This window comes from Bacteroidales bacterium (assembly GCA_016709865.1).
Classification (GTDB): Bacteria; Bacteroidota; Bacteroidia; order Bacteroidales; family VadinHA17; genus LD21.
Genome location: JADJLX010000002.1, coordinates 706,469 through 728,750, shown reverse-complemented (window position 1 = coordinate 728,750; position 22,282 = coordinate 706,469). Strand labels below are relative to the sequence as shown.

The 22,282-nt window shown below is 41.1% G+C and carries 17 protein-coding genes; 3 read left to right on the top strand and 14 right to left on the bottom strand.

All coding sequences use genetic code 11. The features are described from left to right. Positions 1-33: 33 nt before the first annotated feature. From IPJ16_05125 to IPJ16_05075, 11 genes are all read right to left on the bottom strand, one after another. Complete coding sequence (locus tag IPJ16_05125) at positions 34-1,470, bottom strand: aspartate ammonia-lyase (protein ID MBK7626573.1); 1,437 nt, start codon at positions 1,468-1,470, stop codon at positions 34-36. A 114-nt stretch (positions 1,471-1,584) separates the two neighbouring features. Then, positions 1,585-2,760, bottom strand: coding sequence for a sigma-54-dependent Fis family transcriptional regulator (locus IPJ16_05120; GenBank protein ID MBK7626572.1), 1,176 nt, complete (start codon positions 2,758-2,760; stop codon positions 1,585-1,587). A 99-nt stretch (positions 2,761-2,859) separates the two neighbouring features. Continuing rightward, positions 2,860-4,227 carry an ABC transporter permease gene (locus IPJ16_05115; protein MBK7626571.1) on the bottom strand — a complete coding sequence of 456 codons (1,368 nt, stop codon included), beginning with the start codon at positions 4,225-4,227 and terminating at the stop codon, positions 2,860-2,862. Positions 4,228-4,257: 30 nt separating this feature from the next. Next, a complete protein-coding gene (locus IPJ16_05110) occupies positions 4,258-5,166 on the bottom strand; it encodes an ATP-binding cassette domain-containing protein (GenBank protein ID MBK7626570.1) in 909 nt (302 codons plus the stop codon). A 195-nt stretch (positions 5,167-5,361) separates the two neighbouring features. Beyond that, positions 5,362-6,513: a molecular chaperone DnaJ gene (dnaJ, locus tag IPJ16_05105; protein MBK7626569.1), complete on the bottom strand. Its 1,152-nt coding sequence runs from the start codon at positions 6,511-6,513 to the stop codon at positions 5,362-5,364. A gap of 42 nt (positions 6,514-6,555) precedes the next feature. Then, positions 6,556-7,176, bottom strand: coding sequence for a nucleotide exchange factor GrpE (locus IPJ16_05100; protein ID MBK7626568.1), 621 nt, complete (start codon positions 7,174-7,176; stop codon positions 6,556-6,558). 176 nt (positions 7,177-7,352) lie between these two features. Continuing rightward, positions 7,353-8,657, bottom strand: a complete 1,305-nt coding sequence (gene murA / locus IPJ16_05095) for a UDP-N-acetylglucosamine 1-carboxyvinyltransferase (GenBank protein MBK7626567.1) — start codon at positions 8,655-8,657, stop codon at positions 7,353-7,355. After that, entirely contained in the window at positions 8,657-9,304 is a 648-nt protein-coding gene (locus tag IPJ16_05090; GenBank protein MBK7626566.1) for a DUF4290 domain-containing protein, read from the bottom strand. The genes murA and IPJ16_05090 overlap by 1 nt, the downstream gene beginning before the upstream one ends. A gap of 39 nt (positions 9,305-9,343) precedes the next feature. Further along, positions 9,344-10,633, bottom strand: coding sequence for a cyclic nucleotide-binding domain-containing protein (locus IPJ16_05085; protein ID MBK7626565.1), 1,290 nt, complete (start codon positions 10,631-10,633; stop codon positions 9,344-9,346). A gap of 42 nt (positions 10,634-10,675) precedes the next feature. Beyond that, entirely contained in the window at positions 10,676-11,386 is a 711-nt protein-coding gene (locus IPJ16_05080) for a sulfite exporter TauE/SafE family protein (protein ID MBK7626564.1), read from the bottom strand. Positions 11,387-11,605: 219 nt separating this feature from the next. Beyond that, entirely contained in the window at positions 11,606-12,763 is a 1,158-nt protein-coding gene (locus tag IPJ16_05075) for a CapA family protein (GenBank protein ID MBK7626563.1), read from the bottom strand. A 199-nt stretch (positions 12,764-12,962) separates the two neighbouring features. Here IPJ16_05075 and IPJ16_05070 point away from each other — a divergent pair, with 199 nt between their 5' ends. The 3 genes from IPJ16_05070 to IPJ16_05060 all read left to right on the top strand — a co-directional run bounded on the left by IPJ16_05070 (position 12,963) and on the right by IPJ16_05060 (position 18,021). Then, positions 12,963-14,042, top strand: coding sequence for a DUF3810 domain-containing protein (locus IPJ16_05070; GenBank protein ID MBK7626562.1), 1,080 nt, complete (start codon positions 12,963-12,965; stop codon positions 14,040-14,042). A 72-nt stretch (positions 14,043-14,114) separates the two neighbouring features. Next, positions 14,115-16,061 carry a KUP/HAK/KT family potassium transporter gene (locus tag IPJ16_05065; GenBank protein ID MBK7626561.1) on the top strand — a complete coding sequence of 649 codons (1,947 nt, stop codon included), beginning with the start codon at positions 14,115-14,117 and terminating at the stop codon, positions 16,059-16,061. Positions 16,062-16,071: 10 nt separating this feature from the next. Next, entirely contained in the window at positions 16,072-18,021 is a 1,950-nt protein-coding gene (locus IPJ16_05060) for a KUP/HAK/KT family potassium transporter (protein MBK7626560.1), read from the top strand. Between the two features lie 57 nt (positions 18,022-18,078). On the opposite strand, the gene IPJ16_05055 is transcribed toward IPJ16_05060, so the two are convergent. The 3 genes from IPJ16_05055 to IPJ16_05045 form a co-directional block, all read right to left on the bottom strand. Further along, the gene (locus tag IPJ16_05055) at positions 18,079-19,854 is read right to left on the bottom strand and encodes a RagB/SusD family nutrient uptake outer membrane protein (GenBank protein MBK7626559.1); all 1,776 of its coding nucleotides are present in this window, start codon (positions 19,852-19,854) and stop codon (positions 18,079-18,081) included. After that, entirely contained in the window at positions 19,844-20,665 is an 822-nt protein-coding gene (locus IPJ16_05050; protein ID MBK7626558.1) for a hypothetical protein, read from the bottom strand. Before IPJ16_05050 ends, IPJ16_05055 begins: the two co-directional genes overlap by 11 nt. 67 nt (positions 20,666-20,732) lie before the next feature. Further along, positions 20,733-22,172: an NAD(P)/FAD-dependent oxidoreductase gene (locus IPJ16_05045; GenBank protein ID MBK7626557.1), complete on the bottom strand. Its 1,440-nt coding sequence runs from the start codon at positions 22,170-22,172 to the stop codon at positions 20,733-20,735. Positions 22,173-22,282 lie beyond the last annotated feature (110 nt).

Genomic DNA, 22,282 nt, shown 5'->3' with positions numbered 1-22,282 from the left:
CACAGAGAGCCACTGAGAAAAAACGGGAGTAGTTTAAAGGTCATCAAGTGAGAAACCAAGTTTCAGCAGATTACCGGGCTGAAGGATTGTTCTTAGTTTAGATTCTTCCATTATTTTCAGAATACCGTTAGCTTCAAATATGTCTATTTTATTGGTTTTCATCAGTGAAGCTATCTCCGCAGCTTTGTGGTAACCAATATGCGGAGTAAGAGCTGTTGTTAATGAAGGGCTGAAGATAAGGGCATTATATCCTGCTGATTCATTTATGATTAATCCCGAAAGAAGGTTGTTGTTCAAAGTGATATTACATGAAATAAGCAGATTTATGCTCTCAATAATGGCAGTACCTATAACCGGAATATATGGATTGAGTTCCAATACTCCCTGTCCGCATAAAGAGCTAATGAGTACATCATTTGAATATATTTTGTGCGCTGCCGAAATAACAAATTCAGGAATAACGGGATTGATCTTCCCCGGCATTATTGAGCTGCCAACCTGCCGCTCTGGTATTGATAGGGTCTTAAGAGCCGCAATGTCGGAAGACAGAAGACGGAAGTCCGAAGATATTTTTTCGAGATTAGCCGCATGTGCTTTCAACGTAGCATGAATCTCGACCCATTTATCCATGTTAGAGGTTGCATCTGAAAGATTCTCAGAGTGGGCGAGTGGCAAGCCTGTAAGAGCGCGCAGTTCAGGTACAACTTCCATTATGAAAAATCGTGGGAGTGATAATCCGGTACCAATAGCCCCTCCGCCAAGATTTACCTGTTTTATACGCTCAGAACATTTGGAAACTCTCCACCAGTCGCGAGATAGCGCTTCATTATATGTACTGAATAATAATCCGAAAGAGGAGGGTACTGCTTCCTGCATCTGGGTATATCCCGGACGTAGTTTCTCCCTGTTGTTTTTCTCAAGCTCTTCAGTTTTCTGCCTGAGTATATTTATGTTTTCTTCTAGTGTCTGCAGCAGCCTCATAACGGTTAAAGTCAGGGCTGTGGGTATTACATCATTTGTCGACTGGAAGATATTTGCATGTTCTGTAGGGTCAATTAAAGTGTATTCCCCACACTTATTCCCGGTCTTAAGAAGAGCAGCATTTGCTATTATTTCATTGATATTCATGTTGATACTTGTTCCTGCGCCACCCTGTACACCCGGGACAATGAACTGATCAAAGTATTTCCCTTCAGACACTTCATTTGCAGAATCAATCAGGGCGTTAAGAATATCATCATTTATGTTTTTAACAGGAAGATTATTTCCAAGTTTTCCAAGGGCTGCATCGCGGAATTTTCTGTAGGTTTTATAACATGCCAGCTTTGTAACACCCACGGCTGAATACCATTCAACCGGGAATAGAGTATTGCCCGGGAAGTTCTCCTTTGCCCTTACGGCATGAATGCCATAGAGTGCATCAGATGGGATCTGTTTCTGACCTAAAGAATCTTTTTCTAGTCGGAACATATTATGGTTCTTTTCTCTGTGGCTCTCTGTGTCTCCTCCTGATTTTCTCTGTGTTATAAAGAATAAGAACTGACACAGAGTTACACAGAGGAGTCACAGAGTTACACTGAGGTGTTAAGTGTTGCTTCCCGAAACTGGTAAAGCATATGCAATAACATCATTACCGGTTATCTCATTCGGGCAGAGAATGATCAGTCTTTCAAGTACATTTCTGAATTCCCTGATATTTCCTGTCCACTGAATTTTCTGAAGTTCTTTGATGGCATCCTTCTTTATAATCTTCTTGCTCATACCATATTCATTGCATATGAGAGTGTTGAAATGTTCGGCCAGCAATGGTATATCTTCCGATCTGTCGTTGAGCGACGGGACATGTATCAGAATAACACTCAGACGGTGATAAAGGTCCTCCCTGAAATTATTATTCTCTATCTCTTTCTTTATGTTTTTATTTGTGGCGGTTATTACCCTGACATTTACATGAATATCTTTATCCGAGCCTACCCTTGTAATTTTGTTTTCCTGCAGTGCTCTTAGCACTTTAGCCTGTGCAGATAAGCTCATGTCGCCTATTTCATCGAGAAAGAGTGTCCCGCCGTTAGCCTGTTCAAATTTTCCGATTCTTTGTTTAATTGCTGAGGTAAAGGATCCTTTCTCATGTCCGAACAGCTCACTTTCAATAAGTTCCGAAGGTATTGCCGCGCAGTTGACTTCAACAAAAGGGCCTTTGGCTCTGCTGCTTTTTTCGTGAATCTGGTGGGCTACCAGTTCCTTCCCTGTGCCATTTGAACCGGTAATGAGTACTCTGGCTTCGGTAGGAGCTACCTTGTCGATCATGTTCTTTACCATCTCTATAGGTTCGGATGTACCAACAATTTCGTACATCTTGCTCACCTTGTTTTTAAGTACCTGTGTCTGGGTTATCAGGGTTGACTTATCCATCGCATTACGGATAGTGATGAGCAGCCTGTTGAGGTCGAGCGGTTTCTCGAGAAAGTCGTAAGCACCTTTTTTTATTGCTTCCACTGCGGTGTCGATATTGCCATGACCTGAGATCATTACAACAGGTATCTCCGGTGATGTCTCCGATATCTTCTCAAGCACCTCAATACCGTCCATCTTGGCCATTTTTATGTCGCATAGTACAATATCATATGCATTGGCAGCAAATAATTCGAGGCCTTTCGGACCATCCTCAGCAGCATCGACCTCGTGCTTTTCATATTCAAGAACCTCTTTCAGAGTGCTCCTTATGGCACGTTCGTCGTCAATAACCAGAATTTTTGACATAACTGTATTTATAAAATTTACCACGGAGACACAGATTACACGGAGTCGTACGGAGTTACCCGGATTTCCCCTGTGCCCTGCGCCCTTAGCCCTGCGCCATTATCCGCTGTACCTCAGCCATTTCCACATCTCTTTCCACGAAGTTTTTTTACCATACATCAGGATGCCGGTGCGGTATACCTTGGCTGCCATCCATACAAATGCTGCAAATGTAACAAGCATCAGTAACATTGAAACACCTATCTGCCAGAGCGGTACGCCAAACGGAATACGTGCCATCATAACGATAGGAGAGGTGAGCGGGATCATTGAGAACCAGAAAGAGATTGAGCTTTCCGGATTCTGCATTGTACCCATTGCCACCATAAGAGCAAGTATTATCGGTATTGTTACAGGAAGCATGAATTGTTGTGTTTCTGTTTCATTATCCACAGCAGATCCTATTGCAGCAAAAACAGAGGCATAAAGAAGGTAACCTGTAATAAAATAGAAAATAAATGATACAATAATCAGTAACCACGGCTGATTCATTGCACTGTCGAACATTTTTGAAAACTCGAGCAGTTGAGGAGAAACCGATGCCTGGGCTACTGCTTCTGATGCAGCTGCCTGATTATCACCACTTGCCATCATATTCTGTGGTGCCGACTGTGAGATCTCGGACAGGTTGACATTTGAAAGCATTGTTGACTTCAATACTCCGGCTATGCTGCCTGTAAGGACTATCCATATCAGGAATTGAGTTAGTCCGACAAGAGCGATTCCGACAATTTTACCCATCATTAGCTGTACAGGCTTGACAGATGAAATAATTACCTCAACGACTCTGCTTGTTTTTTCTTCAATTACACCCCGCATAACCTGTGCACCGAAAATGAATACCAGCATATACATCAGGAATCCAAGTATATATGCGAGAGCCATTGCAATTCCGGTACTTGTTTTTTTCGCTACCCCTGAAGAGTCTATATTGATTGTCTGTATCGATACATTAGTATCTATGGTCTTCATTATTTCGTCGAGATTCTCAATTTTGAAAGCCAGTAATTTTTGTCTTTCAATCTCTTTTTCAAGTGAGTTTTCAATATGCTGCAACAATCCAATTGGCGGTTGTTTCTTTGATATAAGCTCAATAGCATTAGGAGTATTGACCAGCTCGGGTGAAATATAGAGGACCCCATAATAACCTGCTGATTCGAATGAGGATTTCAGATCTTCAATCTTAGTGTTCTCGAGGTATACAAATTCAGCATCTTTCGTATTCTTGATGACACCTTTAAATAAATCGGATTTGTCCTCAATAACTGCAATCTTCTTGAAGTCACCATCCTGATTCATCATAAGGGCTGTAGGCAGGATAATAATAGCTGCCATGAGAATAGGTGCCAGAATTGTCATTATAATGAATGATTTCTTCCTGACCCTTGTTATATATTCTCTTTTAATAATAACAGATATCTTGTTCATAATTATATGTTTTCGATGATTTTGCAGTGATTAGTTACGGGTTTCAATTACCCTTATAAATATCTCATTCATAGATGGCATGGCCGGATTAAATGAGATTACGTTCCCCGATTTCATGACATTCTGAAGTATATCATTACTGCTGATGTCTGATGTGGTCTTCAGCCTGACAATACTTTTGTTGTTCTCAGTTTCCTGTTTCAGAATTGTGTAATGTCCGTTTCCCTCAATCTTTACATTTCCGCTTAAAGTAAGATCATATTCATTTGCCGCCCACTTACTGCGGATCTCAGAGACACTTCCTTCCAGTATTGTTTTTGCTTTATCGATGAGGGTAATGTTATCGCACAACTCCTCAACTGATCCCATATTATGTGTTGAAAAGATTATTGTAGCTCCTCTCTCCCTCAGAAACAGTATTTCATTTTTTATGATATTGGCATTCAGTGGGTCGAATCCTGTGAAAGGTTCATCAAATATCAAAAGCTTTGGTTCATGAAGTACAGTTGTAACAAACTGAACCTTTTGTGCCATACCCTTGGAAAGTTCTTCGACTTTTTTACCCCACCAGTCGAGAATGTCAAGTTTTTTAAACCAGTATTTTAGCCTCTTCATAGCTTCAGCTTTCGAGAGTCCTTTAAGCTGAGCAAAATAGAGAGCCTGTTCGCCTACTTTCATTTTTTTATAAAGTCCTCTTTCTTCAGGAAGATAACCGATAAACTGCACATCATCAGGCATAAGTTTTTTGCCATTCAGGAATAATTCACCTGAATCCGGCCCGGTAATCTGGTTGATTATTCGTATAAGTGTTGTTTTTCCTGCACCATTGGGTCCAAGCAGACCATAGATGCATTGTTCAGGGACAGAGATGCTTACGTTGTCGAGAGCAAGCTGGTCCCCGTACTGTTTAGTGACATTCTTTGCTTCAAAAAGTGCCATAGGGAATATATTAAGATATTAAAATGAAGTGTAAATATAGAAATTCTCAGGGAATGTTCATTAATCTAAAAGACCTTCTTCTTTAATGCCTCATCCCCTTGCCCCCTTCTCCCGGGAGAGAAGGGGGTTAGCCAGATTCATGTAGTAGCTTAAGTCCCTCCCTCCTGGGGGAGGGATTTAGGGAGAGGTATTGCACTATTCGAAATATCCTTTCATCCTCTCGAAGAAGCCCCTGTCGTTTTTGTCAGGATTGGGTGTAAAGGAATCCGAGTCTTTGAATTTCTCAAAGATCTTCATCTCATCCTTATTTACATTCTTTGGGATCCAGACATTTACATTAACAAGCAGATCGCCTCTGCCATAACCATTAACTTCAGGCAATCCTTTTCCTCTGAGACGAAGTATTTTGCCGGGTTGAGTGCCCGGTTCTATCTTGATCTTTACATTATTGTCAACTGTTGGTACTTCAACATGTGTTCCTAGTACTGCGTCAGGTATGCTTACAAATAAATTATAAATTAAGTCATTACCTTCTCTTATCAGTTCGGGGTGTTCCTCTTCATCAATTACCACAAGAAGGTCGCCATCAACACCACCCCTTCTGGGAGCATTTCCTTTGCCGCCGACGGTCATCTGCATTCCTTTGCCAACACCGGCAGGGATATTGATTTTAATAATCTCTTCTTTTTGTACAACACCTTCTCCATAGCAGGCAGTACATTTCTTGGTTATAGTCTTGCCATCACCTCCGCATGAAGGACAAACAGAAGATGTCTGCATCTGTCCAAGCATCGTATTTGTTATCCGGGTAACATGTCCGGAGCCATGGCAGGTAGGGCATGATGAAATACTGGAAGCATCTGCAGCACCTGATCCGCCGCATTTATCGCAGTTTACATATTTGTTTACCTTTATTTTTTTCTCTGTTCCATTGGCAATCTCCTGGAGATTAAGCTTTACTTTAACCCGGAGGTTACTTCCTTTATTTACCCTTCTTCCTCCGCCGCGTCTGCTTCCTCCGAAACCACCGAAACCGCCGAACGCATCACCAAAAATATCACCGAACGATGAGAAAATATCATCCATTGTCATATTCTGGCCGCTGAACCCGCCTCCTGAGTTACCCATTCCTGCATGCCCGTAGCGATCGTAACGTGCTTTCTTCTCATCATTACTAAGCACCTCATAAGCTTCAGCTGCTTCCTTGAAATTCTCCTCCGACTTCTTATCTCCCGGATTCTTATCTGGATGATATTTAAGAGCCTGCTTTCTGTATGCCTTTTTTATCTCCTCTTTTGTGGCCTCTTTGGAAACACCAAGCACCTCATAATAATCCCTTTTTCCCATCCTTTATTTATTTGAAATTTGCCACTTAACAGTTATCTTATATTATTCTCCGACTACAACCTTTGAAAATCTTAAAACCTTGTCCTGCAGGTAGTATCCTTTCAGAACAACATCCACAACTTTCCCTTTTTTGTCTTTGTCTTCAACATGCACCTTAGCTACAGCTTCATGAAGGTCAACGTTGAAGTTTCCGTTCAGTGATTCAATCTCTTTAATCCCGTTCTGTTTCAGGAATTCACCGAACTTGGTGTAGATGATATCTATTCCGTTTTTTACGGCAGTTATATCTGAATCTGAATCCATATGCTGCTTAGCTCTCTCAAAATCATCCATTAAAGGAATTATCTTAAGAAGAAGGTTTTCTTCAGCATATTTCGATAAATCCATCTTCTCGCGAAGTGTTCTTTTTCTGTAATTATCAAATTCAGCCGACAGCCTGATATATTTATCCTGCATCTCTGCCAGTTTTTCTTCAACAGCCCTGACTTCAGCTATCACTTTGTCAGCACCTGAAGTGGCACCCGTCTCACCATTTGTTGGTGTTTTTGAAGTTTCAGATGATGACTGAGTCTCCTTGTTTTCTGTATTGTCTTTATTATCAGTTGTTTTATGACCGGTGTTGTCTTTAATTTCTTCCTTCTCGTGTGTCTTTCTTTTCATCATCGCTCACTCTTTTTCATTTACAGTAGTATTATTAACAAATTACCTGCCAAGCCAGTTAAATTGACAAATTGACAGGAGACTTACAGCACAAAGGCATAATGGCACAAAGGCACAAGGGCTCACGAGTTTTGACACCTTTGCGCCATTACGCCGTTGAGCCATTGCGCCATGTTTTTTCAGATTCTTTGGATATCCGCCCCCAGTGCATTAAGCCGCTTGTCGATATTCTGGTAGCCTCTGTCGATCTGTTCGATATTGTGAATTGTGCTTTTTCCGTCAGCGGAAAGTGCTGCAATAAGAAGTGCTACCCCGGCTCTTATATCAGGCGATGACATTACTGTGCCTTTAAGACGGAATCTCTTATCCTGACCAATCACAGTTGCCCGGTGAGGGTCGCAAAGAATTATCTGAGCCCCCATATCAATCAGTTTATCGACAAAAAAGAGGCGGCTTTCAAACATTTTCTGATGTATAAGCACAGCCCCTTTTGCCTGTGTTGCTGTTACAAGGAATACGCTCAGAAGGTCGGGAGTTAGTCCGGGCCATATAGCATCAGCAATAGTCATTATCGATCCGTCGATAAACGTTTCAATCTCATAATGATCCTGGTGAGGAATGAATATATCATCACCTCTTCTTTCAACTTTTATTCCAAGCCTGCGGAATGCGTCGGGTATAATACCCAGACTATCATATGATGTATCCTTAATCGTAATTTCCGAAGATGTCATTGCTGCCAGACCGATAAATGATCCTATCTCAATCATATCGGGAAGAATGGTATGAGTGCAGCCGGTAAGACTTGTAACTCCGTCAATATAAAGAAGGTTTGAACCTATTCCTTCAATCCTGGCACCCATAGAAACAAGCATTCTGCATAACTGCTGAATATAAGGTTCGCAGGCAGCATTGTAAATGGTGGTGCGTCCCTGTGCCAGAACTGCAGCCATAATTATGTTGGCAGTACCCGTCACGGATGCTTCATCGAGATGCATGTAAGTCCCGGTTAAAGAAGGAGCTTCAACCTTAAAGAACGGATCAGCTGAATCAAATTCAAATTTCGCCCCAAGTTTCTGGAAACCAATAAAATGGGTGTCTACTCTTCTTCGTCCGATCTTATCACCGCCGGGTTTTGGAATGAAGGCTTTTCCGTACCGGGCCAGTAGCGGACCCACTATCATTAATGATCCTCTCAGGCTGGAGCTCTGCGCCCTGAATTCACTGGTCTGCAGATAGTCGAGGTTCACATCTATTGCTTCAAAACTGCAGATGGAATCTGATTCCCTGTTGACTTTTACACCCATAGAACCTATCAGTTCAATAAGTTTATTGACATCAACGATATCGGGAATATTTTTAATTGTTATTTTTCCGGATGTCAGCAGAACAGCACATATCACCTGCAACGCTTCATTTTTTGCACCTTGTGGAGTAATCTCTCCATGAAGGGGATGTCCGCCGTGTACAATAAAAGTACCCATTAATGCCTGCTATATCCTTTTTTCTTATTGTAAGGTTTATTCTGCTGTTTTCCGTGAGGCTTGTTGCCGGTAGGCTTTCTTTTGACAGGAGGTATCAGCTCCCTGATTTCAAGAATCCTTACACCCTCTGTCATCTTCAGCCTTCCGCGCGATAATAATTTCATATCATTAATAATCACTTCATCGGCAACCTGACCCCTGTTCCATGTTATGTAAGATTTCTTCATCTGATTGACTATCAGAGTGGTAAAGTATTCTTTTTCTTCCCCGTCAGCCATGTCAGCTGCAGCATCGATCATCAGTTCGATAATGCGGCCATAGTGAAGAAACCTGATATCTTTCTGTTTATATGGTACCTGACTTGGTTTTTCAACAAATTTCTCCGGTTCAGGAACAGGATAAGGAGAATCTATGTCAAGTTCAAAATTGGCAATCAGTGCGAGATGATCCCAGAGCTTATGCTTGAAATCGCCAACATCGCGAAGGTGAGTATTGAGGTTACCCATGATCTGGATGATCGTTTTGGCAGCACGGTTCCTTTCATCCCTGTCTTCAATTGTCTTGATATGGTCAACCATCTTCTGGACATTCCTTCCGTACTCAGGCAATGCCATCCTTTTCCTTTGTGTATTATAATCGTAATTCATCACCGGCTGATAATTTTATGCAAAGCTAACAATTTAAAGTCAGATTACCTTGAATAACAATGTTGCAAGAAATCCTGCAAGTGCGGAAAGACCTGTAACTGTTCCACCGATATGAAATGCCTCCGGAAGCATAGTCTCTGCTATCATTGTTAGCATAGCGCCTGCAGCCATCCCGTCAACAAGTGCGAATACGGAGGGTGATACATTCTCAAAAAAGACGTTACCGAAAAATGCTCCCAAACCTGTTACAATCATAATTGATGTCCACATCATAATGATCTTCATGTTTGACATCTTCTGCTTTTTCATTCCAACCGAGCTCGATAATGCTTCAGGGAAGTTTGATAGAAACAGACCTGCCAGAAGTGACAGGCTCATGGTAGGATGGAGGAGAAGACTTGAACCGATTACTATTGATTCGGGGATACCATCGAGCATGATACCCATCCATATGGCCATCGAAGGATTACCATGTTCGGCAACTTCTTCGTTGACATCAGACTGTGTTACTGCAGATTTCTTTTCTTCAAAATGTTCCAGAGCGCCATTATACCAGGCGATAGCTTTCTCCTGGGGTATTGTATTTGTAATCTCAAGCAGATGTATCTTTTCAGTCACCAGTGATTTAATCTCCCTGGCAAGCATGGGATTGAGCGCGATGATTCTGTCGAGAGATTCTTTGTTAATTACCCAGGCATGCATATCTTCCTTTACCACGACATTATAGTTATGTGATATGTTGGTCATTAATTCCACTATCCCATAGGTGTCATTTGCCGAAAGAATTGTAACGACAGAATTAGTGTTGTCATCCATTACAATTGCAGATCCGTTTTCAATTATAAAGAAAAGGTCACCCGGATCACCTTCATGTACCATCACCTTGCCCTGTCTGTACTTGTACCGGTGCAGATAGGGAATTATGAGCTGAGCCTGTTCAGGAGTCAGGTTATGAAAAAACTTCACATTACTGAGCTGTTTGAAAAGTTGTTTCTGGCGTGTATTCTGTTTTTTAGTAATGTGAGTAAGAATTGTGGCTGTCTTCCTTAGAAAACCGCCCTTGCTGTTTACAATCTTATTCAGAAAAACAAAAAATAATCCTCCCGTGATCATACCCACTGCAAGCGGATAAAAGTGTCCCTTATCAACAGAAACAGCTACCAGGTCAATTGTCAGAGCTGCCAGCAGAGCTCCGGCTCCGATTGCCATCATTGATGCCAGGACTCTTGGCTTAGGACTCCATTTTAATGCGAGCATTGCACCCAGAGGCAGAGATACTGCACTTATTATGCCGAACAGGAAGGCATCAAGCTCAATAATTCCAGTCATAGTCAGGTGTTTATTAAAGTGAAAAACTCAGAATATCAGTTGTTATAGTCCCAGAAATTGTATCGCCAGACCTGAAAACAATATCATTGCACCTGCAATAAGGTGACTGTATTTCTCAACAGGTTTAAGATTGATCTTGCTCAGGCCCAGTTTAAAGGCAAGCACTACCGACATCATTGTGCCTATTGTAACAACTGAGAAAAGTACTGAAACAATTACAGCACCCTGAATATTGTTTTCTGCTGCCGGATACATAAGAATGGGAATCAGCGGTTCGCATGGACCGAAAACAAAGATTAGAAAAAGGATCCATGGTGTGGTTTTGACAGGATCTTCCTGGTGAATATGAGTATGTTCGTTATTATGATCGTGTTCATGAACGTGCTTTTCTCCATCGATATGAAAATGGGTGTGGGTATGTTTCTTTTTCCTCATCAGGTTTCTGATACTGATAATCATGTAAACAAGTCCGAATGCGATAAAAAGCCATGCCGCTATATTTCCCCTGAAAGATTCTACAGATACCAGTTTTGTTACAGATATTCCTACAGCGATGCCTACCAGGCCAAGTACAACAGAACTCAATACATGACCAAGTCCGCACAGGAATGTTATTATCATCGTTTTTCTGAGGGTCCATTTTTTAGCCTGGCTAAGCAGGATAAATGGGAGATAATGATCAGGACCGAGGATTGTATGAACAAATCCCAGTGATATTGCAGTTGCTGAAAGAAGTACTATCGAATCATTCATCAGGAAAAATGAGAATTAAAACAATTGTTATGCAATAATATTTATAAAAAATGAGATATATAAGTATGAATATAATTTAATTTTCTCTGTTTTTGCCCCCCAACCCCCCTAAAGGGGGGCTAATTAATTGTATAATAGTGAAATATAGTCAAAATTTGGTGAGTTAGTCCCCCTTTAGGGGGATGGCCACTTTGTGGCCAGGGGGCATCCGGGTTTGTGTTAATTATTTAACAGCCAGGTTCCTCCATTGTAAATATACTCTTTAATTCCCAGGTTTTGTTCGTTCAGGAGTTTTCTTGATTCATTCTGGAATTTTTTCATCTGGAGCCAGTCAGCCGGAGTTTTAAAGAATGCAAAATTACTTTCAAACTCAGAGCAGGGAAGTATGAAGAATTTCTTTCTGTAATTTTCAATAGGAGTATATACCCAGGTCAGATAATACCCTGCATTTGAGATCTTATAAGATTCATTATCCCTGGTAAATTCAATGCTTACAATCGATCCTCCGTCAGTCTTAGGTTTACGCTGATTTGAAACAAAATTACCAAGAGAATACACCACAATCCCGTCTTTACCTGATAACTGGTCTTTCAGCCAGACCATTTTCTGAAGCACATGAGGATGTGATCCGATTACAAGATCAGCTCCGGCAGAAAGTAAAGTTGCAGCAAGATCACTCTGGTTCTTCGAGGGTACAGTGTCATATTCGGTACCCCAGTGCAGGAAAAGAACAACTATATCGGGTTCTTTGTTTTTGGCTTTTTTAATATCATTTGTAATTATTTCTTTATCAAGCATATTTACAACAACAGGTTCCGGCACTTTTATCCCGTTTGTACTGAAAGTATAACTCAGAACCGCCGCGGAAACCCCATTTCGATGAATCATCAGAGGCGATAGCGTATCGCGGCTGATCCTGTTCAGAAATGTACCGGTATGCGGCATTCCAATACTATCCAGTTTGTTTATGGTACTGATTATGCCCTGTTTACCCCTGTCAGCCGCATGGTTATTGGCGGTAACAAGACAATCAAATCCGGCATTACGGCAGGCAACTGCCAGCTCTGCAGGGGAGCTGAACTGCGGGTATCCTTTGTATGGCTTTCCGGCCAGGGTTACCTCAAGGTTTGCAACAGCTATATCAGCTTTGCTTATAACCGGACTGATGTATCTGAAAACATCATCATAATTAAAGGTGCGTGTCTCCCTGTTCTCAGCCGACCAGATCTGCTCATCATGGCCCATAATATCGCCGGCAAACATAAAGGTGATTTTTTCTGGTTTAGTCGTCAGCTCCTGTGCTGATGCTGAAATACAGACAGAAGAAAATAGTATTGTGATGAACATCATGTATCCAGATTTGTATAACATGTTCATATTCAGTCTTTATAATAGATTTAATAGTTCATTTTGAGTTTTCTAAAGATACATTTATTATGTAAAATGTTACTAATTAAATACCTGCATGGATCAGGGGATTCCTCGCTGACACTCGGGATCTCCGGGAATGAGCAGGAACCATTTGAAAATAATTGATACTTTTGTCGGATTAAGTGCTAAAGTTGAAATCTTAAATATGGAGAAAAACAAAAAAAATCTAAGGAAGATTTTGGTTGATTTTTTGCCGGTTCTTATTGCAGTCCTGGTTTTTATCAGCACCAGGATAGCTGCCAGAAATCCCGGGTTTGTAGAGAAGTATTATTCGGATGGAATATACCCGTTTGTGGCTGTGGCACTCTCATCATTCAGTTCGATATTCAGTTTGTCGGTATGGGATCTCTTCTGGGCAGCAGCAATATTACTTTTAATAACAGGAATATTTCTTACAATATTCAGGAAAATAAAACCCGGAATATTCTTTTTGAGATTTATCCAGATAGTATCTGTTTTATATGTATGGCTTTATATATCATGGGGTTATAATTATTTCAGACCCGATATTCACACCCGGTTAGGCTGGAAAGCTCCAAATACAGACGAAGCAGAGTTCAGAACGGTATTCGATACTATTATCTCAAGGGCTAATGCAAATTACATGAAATTTGATTCATCCGGGTTTTCCGTTATCGATTCGCTTGTGGAATTATCATATAAAAAGAACAGCATCAATCTGGGAATAAATTATCCAAACGGATCAAGAAGAAACAAGAAAATGGTTTTCAATTCAATAATGGATAAATCGGGAGTTTTCGGTTATTACGGACCATTCTTCAGTGAAATACATCTTACTTCAAACGGACTCCCGTTTGATTATCCGGCTGCCCTGGCGCACGAGAAGGCGCACCAGTTCGGTGTAACAAATGAAGCCGAAGCTAACCTGTTCTCATTTGTTATCTGTACAACCTCCGAAGATAAGAGACTGCTCTATTCTGGTTATATGATATTTCTTGCATATTTTATTAATGATGCTTCGCAACTCAGCGATTATCATACTTATCTTAAAAAGATAGATAAGCGTGTAATGGATGATTTATATTACAGGAAGGACTATTATAACAGTCTTCAGAATAAGACAATGGACAAGGTACAGTCAGTAGCTTACGATGCTTACCTGAAAACAAACAATATTAAGGCGGGAATTAAAAATTATAATCAGGTTGTAGCACTGGTAATAAGTTGGTTTAATAATCAGGAACAGGTTCCACTTAAGAATTAGAAAATATTTCCTCTTAAGCCGGCTCATAAACTCTTAATAATTATTAACTTTGCGCTTTTTGTTTCTAAATTTATGGATACAACCGGTAAGCATCTGGATATTAAGAAACTCTCTTTTGCAGGCGTACTGGTTACTCTTGGAATAGTATTCGGTGATCTTGGCACGAGTCCCCTTTATGTAATGAAGGCGATTGTGCGTGGAGGTTCAGAATTCAACGAACTTCTTGTTTTCGGTTCTCTTTCCCTGATATTCTGGACACTAACTCTTCAGACAACAACAAAATATATAATTATTGCTCTCAGAGCCGATAATAATGGCGAAGGCGGTATTCTGGCACTGTTTGCCCTTATAAGGAAAAAATCCTCCTGGGCTGCCCTGCTTACAATGATTGGGGCCGCTGCCCTGCTTGCCGATGGTGTTATTACACCAGCTATTACTGTTACTTCTTCAATTGAGGGATTGCGACTGCTAAATCCGGAGATTCCTGTAGTCCTTATCGTTTTGTTGATTTTTGCAGTACTATTCTTTATTCAACAGTTCGGTACTAACCTGGTTGGCAGCTCATTTGGTCCGATAATGGTACTCTGGTTCCTTATGCTTGGTATTCTGGGGTTCTCACAGTTGGTACTTCATCCTGAGATCTTACAGGCCCTAAGTCCTGTTTATGCAATCAGTTTCTTAAGAGAGTATCCGGGTGGTTTTATATTACTTGGTGCAGTTTTTCTCTGTACAACCGGTGCAGAGGCTCTTTATGCCGACCTTGGACATTGCGGAAGAAAAAATATACAGGTATCATGGATATTTGTAAAGGTATCCCTGATGATAAACTATCTTGGTCAGGGCGCATGGCTGATGGTTAACGGTGCACCGGAAGCGGGCACTAATCCATTTTACGCCATTATGCCAAAATGGTTCCTGCTTCCGGGTATTCTTATTGCAACGGCAGCTTCTATTATTGCAAGTCAGGCAATCATAAGCGGTTCATTTACAATTGTTAAGGAGGCCGTTTCTCTTAATTTCTGGCCTAAAGTAAGAGTCCTTAATCCGACATTTGTCAGAGGCCAGGTCTATCTTCCTTTTGTAAACTGGTACCTATGGCTTTCCTGCAGTCTCGTTGTTATTTTCTTCAGAGCATCGGCGAACATGGAAGCTGCTTATGGTCTGGCAATTACGATAACAGAGATGATGACCACCTGCCTTCTTACGTACTATCTGTTTGTGAAAGGAGTAAATCACAGGATCGTATTACTTGTGTTCATGGGATTCCTTACAATAGAAAGCAGTTTCCTTATTGCCAACCTTCACAAATTCAACGATGGCGGCTGGTTTACCATCCTTCTTGCTTCATTTTTCTTTACAATAATGTATGGGTGGTATTTCGGAAGAAAGCTAAAGAACAGATATGTTACTTTTACAAATCTTGAGAAATACATTCAGTTGTTTAAAGAGTTATCGAAGGATGATTCTGTTCCAAAAACTGCCACAAACCTTGTTTATATTATAAGGGCGAACAGGATCGATCAGGTCGAATCAAAAGTAATCTTTTCCATATTCAGGAAACAGCCGAAACGTGCTGATACATACTGGTTTTTACATGTTGATAAGGTAGATGAGCCCGACAGGTTTGATTATCAGGTTACTCAGTTAATACCCGGTGTTCTGATCAGAGTCGATTTCCACATAGGATTTAAAGTAGAACCCAAGATAAATCTCTATTTCAGGGAGGTGCTTGAAGATCTGACAGCATCAGGTGAAATAAAGCTCGAGAGCAGTTTTGATTCGCTCAGAAAACACTCTCTTCCTGCAGATTTTATTTATGTTCTGATTGACAGGGTAATGCCACGTGACTTTAAACTCTCGAGTATAGAGAATTTCACTCTTACATTACACGGATTGTCCAGATTATTCTGCATCTCCGATGTTAAAGCTCTTCAGCTCGATGCATGTAACACGATTGAAGAACAGGTCCCGATAACAATTGATCAGCCTTTAGACATTAGGATCAAACGAATTGAGTAGTGTGCCGGATATGAAAGAATCGGAACACCATATTGATATTAAGAAGGTCTCTTTTGCGGGTCTCCTTGTAACACTTGGTATTGTCTTCGGCGATATAGGTACAAGTCCGCTTTATACGGTAAAAGCAATTCTTCTGGGCGGAGAAGAAAATTTCAGTGAACTTCTTGTCTATGGTGCTCTTTCATGTGTATTCTGGACCCTTACGCTTCAGACCACTGTTAAATATATTCTTATTACCCTTCGCGCCGACAACAAGGGCGAAGGCGGCATTTTTGCCCTTTTTGCCCTTATTAGAAAGAAAACAACCTGGGCTGCTATCCTGACTATGATAGGAGGGGCCGCTTTGCTGGCTGATGGTGTTATAACTCCGGCTATCACAGTAACTTCATCAATTGAAGGGTTGAAACTTTTTAATCCCGAAATTCCTGTAATTCCGATAGTCCTCATCATTTTTGGCGTGATATTCTTTCTTCAGCAATTCGGTACGAATTTTATGGGTGTATCATTCGGCCCAATTATGGTTTTATGGTTTCTGATGCTTGCTATACTCGGTTTTTCGCAGGTAATACTTTTTCCTGATATACTGAGAGCTCTCAACCCCGTCTTCGCTGTAAGATTTCTGGGTGAGTTCCCTGGAGGATTTATCCTTCTTGGAGCTGTCTTTCTTTGTACAACAGGAGCGGAAGCCCTCTACTCCGACCTTGGGCACTGCGGAAAAGGAAATATCCGGATCTCGTGGATTTTCGTAAAGACAACCCTGATTTTAAGTTATTTCGGACAGGGAGCCTGGGTGATGATGAATTATGTTCCCGGATCGGAAGTTAATCCTTTCTTTGCCATAATGCCGCGGTGGTTCCTTTTAGCTGGCATCATAATCTCAACGCTGGCTTCAATAATTGCCAGCCAGGCCCTTATTAGCGGCTCATTCACACTCCTTAGTGAGGCGGTATCCCTTAATTTCTGGCCGAAAATAAGAATACTGAATCCTACATTTGTCAGGGGACAGGTCTATCTACCGTTTGTCAACTGGTCATTGTGGTTTATGTGCAGTCTTGTTGTGATCTTCTTTAAGGAATCGGCAAATATGGAAGCGGCATACGGACTGGCAATAACCATTACGATGATTATGACGACTTTATTGCTTTCATACTATTTATATCAGACCGGAATTCATTATAGCCTGGTTATATTCATGTCGATTGTTTTCCTTACAATTGAGACCAGTTTTCTTGTAGCCAACCTTCATAAATTCAGGTATGGAGGCTGGTTCACACTGATGCTCGCTTCTCTCTATTTCCTGATTATGTTTGGCTGGTATTTTGGAAGGAAAATAAAAAACAGACGTATAACATTCTCAAACATTGCAGATTATATTGAAATGTTTAAGGATCTGAAAAAGGATTTATCTGTTCCCAAAGTAGCCACTAACCTGGTTTATATAATTAAGGCGAACAGGATAGAACAGATTGAATCAAAAATTATCTATTCAATTTTTAATAAACGCCCAAAACGTGCTGATACCTACTGGTTGCTGCATATCGACAGGGTGGATGAACCAAACCGCTTTGATTATAAAGTAACACATATTATTCCGGGAGTACTTATCAGAATTGATTTTCATCTGGGTTTCAAGGTTGATCCAAAAATTAACCTCTATTTTAAGGAAGTCCTTGAGGATATGGTGAATGCAGGAGAGATAAAGCTTGAAAGCAGTTATGATTCGCTGAGAAAACATGGATTCCCCGGTGATTTTAAATTTGTTCTGATTAACCGGATTATGCCCCGCGATTTTGAACTTACCAACACAGAAAACTTTATTCTGATGCTGCAGCGAATAGCAGGTAATCTTAGCATTTCAGATGTCAGGTCATTTAACCTCGACTCTTCCAATACTGTTGTTGAACAGGTGCCGATTGAATTCAAACAGAGGATCGAGAGACGTATTAACCGCAAAAAATAATTTGCCGCCTATATGAACATATATTCGGAGTGTTGGGGTAAATCTAATTTCTGAGATTTAATACTTATAATTCAGATAGGAAGAATCCTGCTTTAAAATCCCTTTCTGTAAATCAACCTGATCCTTGGGCAGCGGCCAGAAGTCGTCCTGTTCTGGATTATAGACTGCTCCTCTCATAAAAGATCTGAACTTCGTATCACGCTGGATATAGTCATTAAGAACCTCATTGGCAATTCCCCAGCGGCGCAGGTCGAAGAAACGGTGCCCTTCAGTTGCAAATTCGAGCCTTATCTCCATTCTCACGGCTTTTCTTGCTTCACTTTTTGATGCGAAAGCAGGATGCCCTGCCGGATAGGGCTCTACCTTATAATTGGCTGCAGGTTTGCTCCAGTCAACTACCGGATTTGTTGCCGGACTTATATAAGTTGTACAAAGTCCCATTACAGGATTGCTGTTTTTTGCCCTGTTCCTTATCTGGTTTACAAGATTCCTTGCAAGTTCAAAATCACCCTCTTCTACAGCTACCTCTGCTCTCCAAAGCAGTACATTTGCCAGACGGTACATCCTGTAATTCTTCCCGTTGGAGAACCCGGTACCATACAGATTCAAAGCCTGTTCATTTTTAAAGTGCATGTACTTTTTCGTCATGTAAGGGCCGCCGTTATTCTGCTCCCGGATCCAGTCATTCCCGGGGTGTATTCCCCATCCCAGAAAATCTATTCCCCTGCGTGCTATTGTCCAGTCAACCCGAAGATCAAGCTGGTGATCTGTCGGAATAAATGTTTTGCTGCTTCCAATCCCCATGTCGTTTGCCAGTGGTTCGCGATTTTCAATATCAAGTACCGGTAACCCTTCGGGTGTAACCTGAAACGCCTCGAACAGGCATTGCGATGGCTGAAAGAAACCCCATCCTCCGCAGCTGGCTGGTCCTTTCTGATGAAAAACAGCACCCGATACCAGTATTGAAGTAGAAGCCGTTGATGTAGTGAATGATTGTATTTCGAAAATTGACTCCCTGTTGTTTTCGTGGGTCATGTCGTAGTTATCATAGAAATTATCAACCAGGGAAAACCCTCCGTTGTTTATGATATCGTCAAGAAGCACTTTGGCCTTGCTGAATTCATTCTGGTACATATGTGCATGAGCCTTAACAGCTTCTGCTGCATATTTGTAGATCCGGCCCGGTTCTCCTGCAGGCCGCGCAACAGGAAGATAATCAATTGCAAACTGCAGGTCAGCTTCAATTTCTTTCCATGCCGGATCTGAATTGGGAACCTGTTCAGGTAACAATGGGGCCAGTTCAGCATTTGTTTTAATGTATGGGATCTTTTCGAAGACCTTGTTTGCCTGAAAATGAAACCAGGCTCTCAGGAATTTGGCTTCAGCCTCTATCTGCAATGCTCTGGGTTCCGGAATTGGATTTTCCCCTTTTTGGTTGGCAGCCAGACAATCAAGAACGGAATTTGCACGTGCTACCCCATTGTAGCAGTCACTCCACCTGCCCCTTATATATGGATCTACTGCTACATCTTCATATCTCTCAATGAGGTTAAAGGTAGTCCCGTCTCCTGCTGAAGTCCCTTTATAACAGTCGTCTGATGTGATGCTCCCATATGTCCAGTCAGTACCCATCGCACCTCCAAACATATCTTTACCTCTCATGGCTGCATACGTACCAATCAGGACTTTCTCCACCCCTTCAGGAGATGTAACAACAGAACCTGCAGCAACACCAAGTGGTTCTCTTGTCAGGAATTCTTCACTGCATGAAAGGAGAGTTGCTGAGCTGATAAGCAGCAGAGACAATGCTATGTGCCTGATTCTATCTGTCATAGATAAATTCTTCCCCGTTTATTACCCTTTCCGGATATCTTGTTATGTGGTTATATTGATACTCAATAGTAGTTTCATTTATATCATCAATCCCTGGAGTGTTCAATAGGTTATAAGTTCTTATTTTAATTATATTATTAGGATTTGTGTTAATCCCCGGCCATCCCGACTGATAAAAAACTGCGTATGGGTTATTATAAGAATCATACTCAAACTCAGCTCTGCTTAAATGTGTTGGACTGGTCCCGGCAGGTATGAACAAGTATGAGTATGAGTTATGTTCGATTACATTGCCGTTACTGTCGTAGATATAAGTCTGATATTGTGTCAGCACTTCTTTGCCATCGTGTAGCAGGACTTTAGAAATTCGGTTGTTTTGATCATACTCAAAGGTCATAATTGATCTTAACTCATCCTGCCGCACTGATGGAACATAATTAAGCTGTTTGATCAGCCTGCCATCGGTATCATACTCAAAGACGGAGTACATTGAGATCCCTGTCTTTTCGGGGTCCACAAACTCATGAGAAAATCCGCCGGCAGGCATCATTGAACTATAGCTATCGGGAGAAATTGCAACTTCTTCTTTTATAAGTTTGCCCTTACTGTTGTAATGGAATTTCCTGTAGAAAGATGTGCTGTTTACTTCATCGATAAGGTTATCCTGATTGTAAGAATACTGCGCAGTGATATACTCATCGTTCCTGGTCTTTTTCAAATAATCATTAATGGTACGACCATTATAGTCACTGTTTTTTTCACACCCGGATAAGAGAACAGCTAATAACAAAATGAGCAATTTGCTTTTCATCGGGTCAGGTTATCAGGTTTTATTGTTATAATATTAACAGCAAAAATTATACCAGCTTCAGTCGTTTTTATTTTTTTCTGAGAATATTATAAGCGCATAAGAAACCGCTGTAAATAGCACCGGAGAATCCGCCTCCTGTTTTCCCCCAGGCTGATGCAAAGTGCAGGTTACCAATTATATCTGAGGTTTCAATTTGTCCCTTGCCCGGAGTCTGTGCAAATCCGTACACTGCGCCGCCCGGATTAAGCGTATATCTTTTCACAGTGTAAGGTGTTCCGACTTCATAGTATTCAATGGCTCCGGCGATACCTGGAATCAGTTTTCCGAGTCTGTCTATAAAAATGTTTGCCACCTCTTCCTTTTTAGCCTCATATTGCTCTTCGGTAAGTTTATCCCAGTCTTTAAGATAATCTATGCAACAGATGGCGCCTACTGATTTTCCTTCAGGGGCGAGACCGGAATCTATCTGTCCGTAATCAATAAATGTGAAACTTCTGGTTGCAAACGGACCTGAATTGTTACTTAGAATATCAGCCTGAGTTTTTACGGAGCCATCATATATAAATGTTGAATAGTGCTGATGGCCAAGTGATTTGAGCGATTTATTAAATCCGAAATAGACAGTTAGAAGTGATGCCCCGGGTCTTTGGTTTTTGATTTTATTTTTCAGACTATTGCCATACTCAGCAGGTAATAATTCAGCTATCTCCGGCATAGCGGCATTTGCTATTATTTCGTCTGCATAAGCTGTCAAAGTTTCAGAAGAGGGAGCTTTCTTTTTACTGAATTTAATCCCTTGAATTTTATCATTCTCAATAATAAAACCGGTAGCGAGGTGGCTAAGCAGGACTTCACCTCCGTGATTTTTTATGAAAGCTGCAAGATGATCTGATAATTTCTGTGAGCCACCTTTAATGAAGCTTGCTCCGCCTGTAAAATAACTGCCCTGAGCAACTGAATAGTAAGTCAGTGAAATTGAATACGGATCATCATGGAAGTAGCCCAGGTTTCCCAGAAGAACGAGTTTAAGATCGTCATTATGGATTATTGAATCGAGGAATTCACCAAGACTGATATCTTTTACTGATTCATTGGCGGCCGGTTTCCTTTTGGGGTTCAGGATCTGATTAAAAAAGGCATCAATTCCTGCAGACTCCTCAGGAAATTTTTCTTTGAGAACTGAGATCGCTGCTGCCGAATCATGAGGGATCGTAATCTCTAGATGACTACTTACAAAATGATAAAATTCAGGAACTTTAATGAATTCAACATTATTAAACACCTCCAGCTCGGTGAAAATCCTGTTTTTCATATCACGCGGTGATGGTCCGTCCATCTCATGCAAACCAACTTCCAGTGTGTAGTTCTTACGTTTAAATGTTGTTGCACATCCTCCGGGCTGACTGTGTTGTTCTATCAGCAGGACTTTCTTGCCCTCTTTTGCAAGTTTTGCTCCGGCTGTAAGTCCGCCCAATCCGGCTCCGATAATTATAACATCATATTTCATAATCATTTTTTTAAGCTGACACTGTTTTTTCCTTTGTGTTCCTTCGTGTTATCCTTTGTGTTCTTTGTGGTTAAATTTTTTTTACCACAAAGGTCACGAAGGCATGCACA